The organism is Agromyces sp. NPDC057679 (assembly GCF_042799635.1).
Classification (GTDB): domain Bacteria; phylum Actinomycetota; class Actinomycetes; order Actinomycetales; family Microbacteriaceae; genus Agromyces.
Map to the genome: position 1 here is coordinate 1 of NZ_JBHVIK010000007.1, position 5,966 is coordinate 5,966.

9 protein-coding genes are annotated in these 5,966 nt (G+C 36.3%); 6 read left to right on the top strand and 3 right to left on the bottom strand.

Annotated elements, in window-relative coordinates:
- Nucleotides 1–597 (bottom strand): ParA family protein (locus ACFVAJ_RS21595; protein ID WP_376947923.1); only part of this gene is annotated, 597 nt, incomplete at its 3' end.
- 192 nt (nt 598–789) lie between these two features.
- On the opposite strand from ACFVAJ_RS21595, the gene ACFVAJ_RS21600 reads away from it, so the two are divergent.
- Nucleotides 790–1,893, top strand: a complete 1,104-nt coding sequence (locus ACFVAJ_RS21600; RefSeq protein WP_375838818.1) for a tetratricopeptide repeat protein — start codon at nt 790–792, stop codon at nt 1,891–1,893.
- 632 nt (nt 1,894–2,525) lie between these two features.
- Here the strand turns inward: ACFVAJ_RS21600 and ACFVAJ_RS21605 are convergent.
- Both ACFVAJ_RS21605 and ACFVAJ_RS21610 read right to left on the bottom strand, forming a co-directional pair.
- Nucleotides 2,526–2,840 carry a hypothetical protein gene (locus ACFVAJ_RS21605; protein WP_063262619.1) on the bottom strand — a complete coding sequence of 105 codons (315 nt, stop codon included), beginning with the start codon at nt 2,838–2,840 and terminating at the stop codon, nt 2,526–2,528.
- A gap of 63 nt (nt 2,841–2,903) precedes the next feature.
- Nucleotides 2,904–3,779 (bottom strand): LysR family transcriptional regulator, encoded by an 876-nt coding sequence (locus ACFVAJ_RS21610; RefSeq protein ID WP_063262618.1) that lies wholly within the window; start codon nt 3,777–3,779, stop codon nt 2,904–2,906.
- Nucleotides 3,780–3,915: 136 nt separating this feature from the next.
- Here ACFVAJ_RS21610 and ACFVAJ_RS21615 point away from each other — a divergent pair, with 136 nt between their 5' ends.
- The 5 genes from ACFVAJ_RS21615 to ACFVAJ_RS21635 form a co-directional block, all read left to right on the top strand.
- Nucleotides 3,916–4,935, top strand: coding sequence for a YeiH family protein (locus tag ACFVAJ_RS21615; RefSeq protein WP_063262617.1), 1,020 nt, complete (start codon nt 3,916–3,918; stop codon nt 4,933–4,935).
- Between the two features lie 25 nt (nt 4,936–4,960).
- On the top strand, nt 4,961–5,383 hold the full coding sequence (locus ACFVAJ_RS21620) for a universal stress protein (RefSeq protein WP_063262616.1): 423 nt from the start codon (nt 4,961–4,963) through the stop codon (nt 5,381–5,383).
- Nucleotides 5,384–5,500: 117 nt separating this feature from the next.
- The gene (locus ACFVAJ_RS21625) at nt 5,501–5,680 is read left to right on the top strand and encodes an SDR family NAD(P)-dependent oxidoreductase (protein WP_063262615.1); all 180 of its coding nucleotides are present in this window, start codon (nt 5,501–5,503) and stop codon (nt 5,678–5,680) included.
- Nucleotides 5,622–5,816, top strand: coding sequence for a hypothetical protein (locus ACFVAJ_RS21630; protein ID WP_140419811.1), 195 nt, complete (start codon nt 5,622–5,624; stop codon nt 5,814–5,816). The genes ACFVAJ_RS21625 and ACFVAJ_RS21630 overlap by 59 nt, the downstream gene beginning before the upstream one ends.
- A gap of 25 nt (nt 5,817–5,841) precedes the next feature.
- On the top strand, nt 5,842–5,966 hold a 125-nt coding region (locus ACFVAJ_RS21635), incomplete at its 3' end, for an SDR family NAD(P)-dependent oxidoreductase (protein WP_376947927.1).

Sequence of the window (5,966 nt, forward strand, 5' to 3'; positions counted from 1 at the left end):
ATCACTAGGACTTCTCGATTCGATCAGCAAGGGGATGACTCCCAGTAAATCAATATCCGTTTCATAAGCATGTATCATTTCCTGTAGGTACGGAATGAATTGCTGTGTGGCTTTAAAGCTCCAATCCTGTGTTTGCATGACAAGCGCTGCATAATCCGCAGCAACAACCGCATTATTCGTAAAATCGGAAATCGTTGGCGGTGTATCAATGAAAATAAAATCATAATCATTGCGCAATGGCTCAATCAAATGATCTAAAAGATAAGCTCGAGATTTTATGTTTCCCTTTACTGTGTCATTCAAAAAAATAGGTAAACCAACTAAATCCAAGTCGCTTGGAATCAAATCCAAATTTTCAAAGGTAGGAACGATACAATTCGTAATATCTCCGGCTTTGATCCCTTCGTATAGTGATCTTTCAAAATCTTCAATTCCAGTAGATCGTAGCAAAATACTTGTTGCGTTGGCTTGCGGGTCTAAATCAATAAATAACACTTTAAAACCGAATTTGCTGAACCAGCGCGCAGTTAGAATACCTGTCATCGTCTTGCCTACGCCGCCCTTAAAATTGGCGAAATTAATTGTCTTGGCCGCCATTAAATTACCTCCTGAAGCTCCGAATGAGCTTGTCTTATTATATTGATAATAACACCACATTGTAGACGTGTCTACATGTCTACACGGGTAAATACTCTCTTTTTTTTACAATTCTCTTCAAAATAACCCTTCCCTCTGCCATAATGTAATTATTTATAAGATTCGAAAAAATTGATAAAGGGGGTAATCTTATTGAGCTCACCAATTGCATATGAAAAAGTTGCAAACATGCTGAATCAATGGTATTCAAGCATTAAACAGCATAATATATCGGCAGCAGATGCAAAAAAAGAAGAAATACAACCTCTTCTGGATTCAATGGATGAGAACCAAGACGTTTTGCTTTACTATAACCTTTTAGATGCACGTTATCTGCTTCTAAAAGAGGAATATAGCAAGTCCGGCGGCGTTCTTGACGAGCTCGAAAAAACTGCCGAAGAACACGAAACTGATGATATGATCCAGTATTATTTTTTCTTTTTCTCCGGCATGTACGCGTATTATAAAAAGCAATACACTAAAGCCATTATGTACTACAAAATAGCCGAGGAACGCCTTAAAAGGATCCCTGATGAAATCGAAAAAGCTGAATTCCATTACTACTTGTCAAAAGCTTATTATCAGATAGATCAAAACCATTTCTCACTAGTGCATGCTGAAATTGCTTACGACACATTCAAAGCACATGACACATATAAAGAAAAAACAATCAACTGTGAAATGATGCTAGGTGCTAATAAACTTGATTTGCTGCTCTTTGAAGAAGCTGAAAAGCACTACGAAAGCGCAAGAACTATAGCAAAAGCAAATGACTTTAGATACTCTGAAAGTTTGGCCCTTTTTAACTTAGGAATTGCTTATGAACGGCGAAAAATGTTTGCTGAAGCATCAACCTGTTTTGAACAAGCTTGGACTATTCCAGAACATATAGAGTCATTTGTAGGTGTCCGCTCGGCGTATATGCTTAGTAAAGTGCTTTTTCAATTAGGCGATTACGAACTTGCCCGAACATGGTATGACAAAGCTTTGAAAAAAGCTACGGCTGAAGGAGAACGGGAGTATTTAGCGAAATTAAAGTTGATCCATTCTTTATATGAAAAGCAAAATGACCAAGAGGTCAGACAAAACATCGAAGTCCTCGAAAAAATGCAGCTGTGGTCAGAGACAGCCGATCTCTCAATAGAAATAGCTGAATATTATAAGAATAGGGATGACTTCGAAAAAGCTGCATACTATTTTGAACACGGCCATTTTGCGAAAGATAAAGTCATACAAATGTCGGAGGCGTTAATGTGAAGAAAAAAACAATTTTGTTCAGTCTGCTAACTGTTTCGGGCTTGTTACTAGCTGCTGCTGTGCAGCCCTTAGTGAAAGACACAACTTTTACTAACAAACCAATTCAAGTAGCTGAAAAAGCAGTAACCATTTAACCGACCAAATGTAGACACGTCTACATGTCTACAAACAACCAAAAAGCAGCCCTTATGGGGCTGCCTTCTTTTTTATAAAGCTATTTCAATTACGGCAACTTCTTCACCGTTATACCTTGTCACAAAAGAAATTTGTAGCTTTAGAATAAAGATTGATTAAAAAACTTCATTCAATCCTTATTTGACGGCAAATGTAAAAACTCCACTTTGAAAAAAGATTGATCAAAATGGAGTCACTCTTTTTAGCTAAGTATGAGATTTTTATAAAAAAGTTTAATCATTTCTTTCCTTTGCTCTTTAACAATGGCGCCCTACTCTTGAATAAGCAACTCCAAGTAAAATTAAGGGGATTGAAAGTGTAGAAATTGATTCAGTTAGTCTTTAATGCAGAATCGCAAATCTGCTTACAAATAATACACTTTTCAAATTCAAATAAATTTTAGATATAATATATAATCAAACATTTATTCAATACGTGTACACATGATATATAATGACTTAATCACTAAACCAAATCCCATATGCCAATGTTTCATTTTTCGTTTTTAGGATAAATGCTAAATCATCTTTATAATCTAGTGTAAATTCATTAGACCCAAGAATTCTATAAGACGCTTTATCCATTAATAGTGAAATATGGTCTGAAATCACAAATAAATCTCCTTGATTCCTTAAATCTAATTTCATTCTAATAGTCAGGCCACAGCTACAACCACCGCCCTCGTAATCAGCTATTAATCGGATTCCATAATTTTTGGGAATGGTAACTCCTGATAATTTTCCTCGACATGAATCAGTTAAAATGACCCTCATGTAATACCTCCTAAATTCAAAGATGATTTGGAAGATTTCCCAATTCTGGGAGCTAAATTAATTTCACTCTTTAACTAATAATTCGACAAAAACCCCGGTTGCTTTTGTTTGAAATTTGGAAGGTGTAGTTACAAGCGAAAAATTTCTTTTGATTGGAAAACCATTAATATTCAGCAATTTTAACTTTTCTAGTTCCAGTTCATTTCTTATAGCTGAATGCGAAAGCAAAGAAATCCCTAAACCAGCCTCAATTGATTCCTTGATCACTTGCGTACTCCCAAAGGTCATAATATTTTTGGGATAGAAACCCAATTTTTCAAAGCCCTTATCCTGCATTTTCCTCGTCCCTGAACCCTCTTCACGAATAAGCCATGTCTCCTGACTCAAATCAAAAGGTTTTATTTTATGTGTGTTTAGTAAGTGATGGTTTGATGCTACGGTGATTGATAAATAATCACAGGCAAATGGCATGATATTAATTTTCTCATTTGTAACATCTCCTTCTATTATCCCCACATCAATTTGATGATGCATAACTAATTCAACAATTTCATTCGAATTCTTTATTGTGATATTTGGAATTAGCTTTGGATAGATCTTAAGTAAGTTGGCAATTTTATAGGGAAGAATGTATTCCCCGTAGGTATAGCTAGAACCAATAGATAGGATACCACTTGCAGTATGTTTTAGTTCAACCAAAAGATTTTCCATTCTGGTATATAGACCTAAAATATTCTTTGCATGGTGATAAACAATTTCGCCAGCTTTATTAAGCCTGACAAACTTATTGGTTCTTTCTAATAATTTTATATCCATCGATCGCTCTAAGTTCTGTATATAACTGCTGACGGCTGGCTGTGTCATATGAAGAATTTCAGCAGCACGTGTGAAATTTTTTTGTTCTGCAACCGTGACAAAAACATGTAATGATTGGTCCATTTCTTCTCCACCTTTAATTTCACTTCAGAAAGTATGATAAATAATTACTTATCATAGTAATCATTATAACTGATTTTACTTATCATTTAATAGAGCCTATTATAAAAACAAGAAATCATTTAAAGGAGTTTTTAATATGACAGACACATTAGCTAAGCGAAAGTCATTTTCATTAGGAAATTGGCTTGGAGGAATTGGCTTTACTTTTATTATTGCATTGGTGGGTTTTGGATTATCCAAATTACCTGTACTTGATCATATCGGGCAACTTGCTTGTGCCATCATTATCGCCGTTATTTATCGACAAATACGGGGATATCCAGAGAAGTTTCGTACAGGCATACAATTTTCCGCCAAAAGGCTTTTAAGGTTTGCAATTATACTTTTTGGATTAAAACTTAATATCGACGTTGTTTTACACCAAGGGTTAGGATTACTTGTTAGGGATGTCGGTTCCATTGTCTTTGCAATATTTCTTACCATATTGATTGGGAAATTGCTAAAAGCAGACTCTTCATTATCCCTATTACTAGGGATTGGAACGGGAGTTTGTGGTGCGGCAGCGATTGCCGCTGTCTCACCAATTTTGAAAGCAAAAGATGAAGATACTGCAATAGGCGCAGGTATTATCGCCCTAGTTGGTACTATTTTTGCCATTGGATACACCATCTTAAGACCTTTTCTACCATTAACTGATTTACAATACGGTATTTGGTCAGGCGTTGGTTTACATGAGATTGCACACGTAGCCCTAGCTGGTGCACCAGCGGGCCCAGATGGCCTTGCAATTGCTTTGTTAGCCAAACTAGGACGGGTATTCTTACTTGTTCCACTAAGCTTTATTCTTATGTACTGGATGAAACGTAAAGGAAAATCAGATTCTGATTCCGATACAAAAATTGAATTCCCATGGTTTCTTATAGGGTTTATTATCATGAGCCTATTCGGAAGCTATGTACTTGGTAATATGATTACGATTCCAACTAATATCATGAATGGGGTATCCTTCTTCACTTCATTTATATTGACAATGGCAATGATTGGATTAGGTTTGAATGTTAGCCTTAAGGATCTTCGCACGAAGGCGTTACGACCACTTCTTGCCATGACCATTACATCCGTTCTTCTATCAGTCATTACGTATTTCACGATGTAACTAATCATTATTAGGAGGTTTACAAATGGAAAAAATTTTATTTGCTACAGATGGCTCGACTTATTCCGAGCATGCCGCAAAAATGACGGGGGAATTCTTAGAAGCTTGGCCAAATGCAACATGTATCGTGCTTTACGTTTCGGCAAAGGAAAATTACGCCTATGATTTAGCACCGGAAGCAGTTGACCGATTTGAAGAAGAACTTAGTAGCCGTATTGAAAAACAAATCATAGAGGGTGTACTTTCCAATTGGAAAGAACGACTTCTATTTAGTCATCAAACAGGGCATCCCAGTCGAACAATTTGTAATGTTGCTCAATCGGAAAAAGTTGATCTTATTGTATTAGGAAGTCATGGAAGAGGAGCCATAGATCGAGCGCTATTGGGAAGTGTGGCACATGGTGTACTGCACCGTTCCCAAATCCCTGTATTAATCGTAAAAAAATAAGTTACATCATTGTATCCCATACAAAAAAAGAGATGTAATAAATGCTACCAAAGGAGGTGGTTTCAGCATATCACCAAACTTAGTAAACAATAATTTTTTACAAAGGTGGTTAATAAAATGGGAAGAGTAAAAGGGAAAATCGCCCTTGTAACTGGTGGGGCTTCTGGTATAGCGTTGTCCTCTGCGACATTGTTGGCGAAAGAAGGAGCAAAGGTTGTAATTGCCGATTATAATACTGATGGCGCGAAAAATGCCAGGATTGGCGATTTCCTCCATCGTCGCCCATCCTGCTTATGAATATATTTTTGATTATACGGGAAGTTATACTCCGGCTTTATATGCTATTGTCGTGATGTTGGTTATTAATATTGTTTGTATCTTTATCTCCTTCAATGGGAAAAAGAAATTAGAACAAGCAGGTTTTTGGAATTAAAGTTTATATTGAGGAGTGAAGAGTAATGGGGAAATTGGAAAATAAAGTCGCAATTATTACTGGTGGTGCTTCAGGTATCGGCGAAAAGATGGTAGATTTATTTAGCAAGGAAGGTGCGATTGTCATTGCCGCAGATATTAATGAAGCTGC

Coding starts and splice junctions, on each gene's coding strand:
- ACFVAJ_RS21615 (WP_063262617.1), top strand. CDS start 3,916: ATGACAGACACATTAGCTAAGCGAAAGTCATTTTCATTAGGAAATTGG.
- ACFVAJ_RS21610 (WP_063262618.1), bottom strand. CDS start 3,779: ATGGACCAATCATTACATGTTTTTGTCACGGTTGCAGAACAAAAAAAT.
- ACFVAJ_RS21625 (WP_063262615.1), top strand. CDS start 5,501: ATGGGAAGAGTAAAAGGGAAAATCGCCCTTGTAACTGGTGGGGCTTCT.
- ACFVAJ_RS21630 (WP_140419811.1), top strand. CDS start 5,622: ATGGCGCGAAAAATGCCAGGATTGGCGATTTCCTCCATCGTCGCCCAT.
- ACFVAJ_RS21620 (WP_063262616.1), top strand. CDS start 4,961: ATGGAAAAAATTTTATTTGCTACAGATGGCTCGACTTATTCCGAGCAT.
- ACFVAJ_RS21605 (WP_063262619.1), bottom strand. CDS start 2,840: ATGAGGGTCATTTTAACTGATTCATGTCGAGGAAAATTATCAGGAGTT.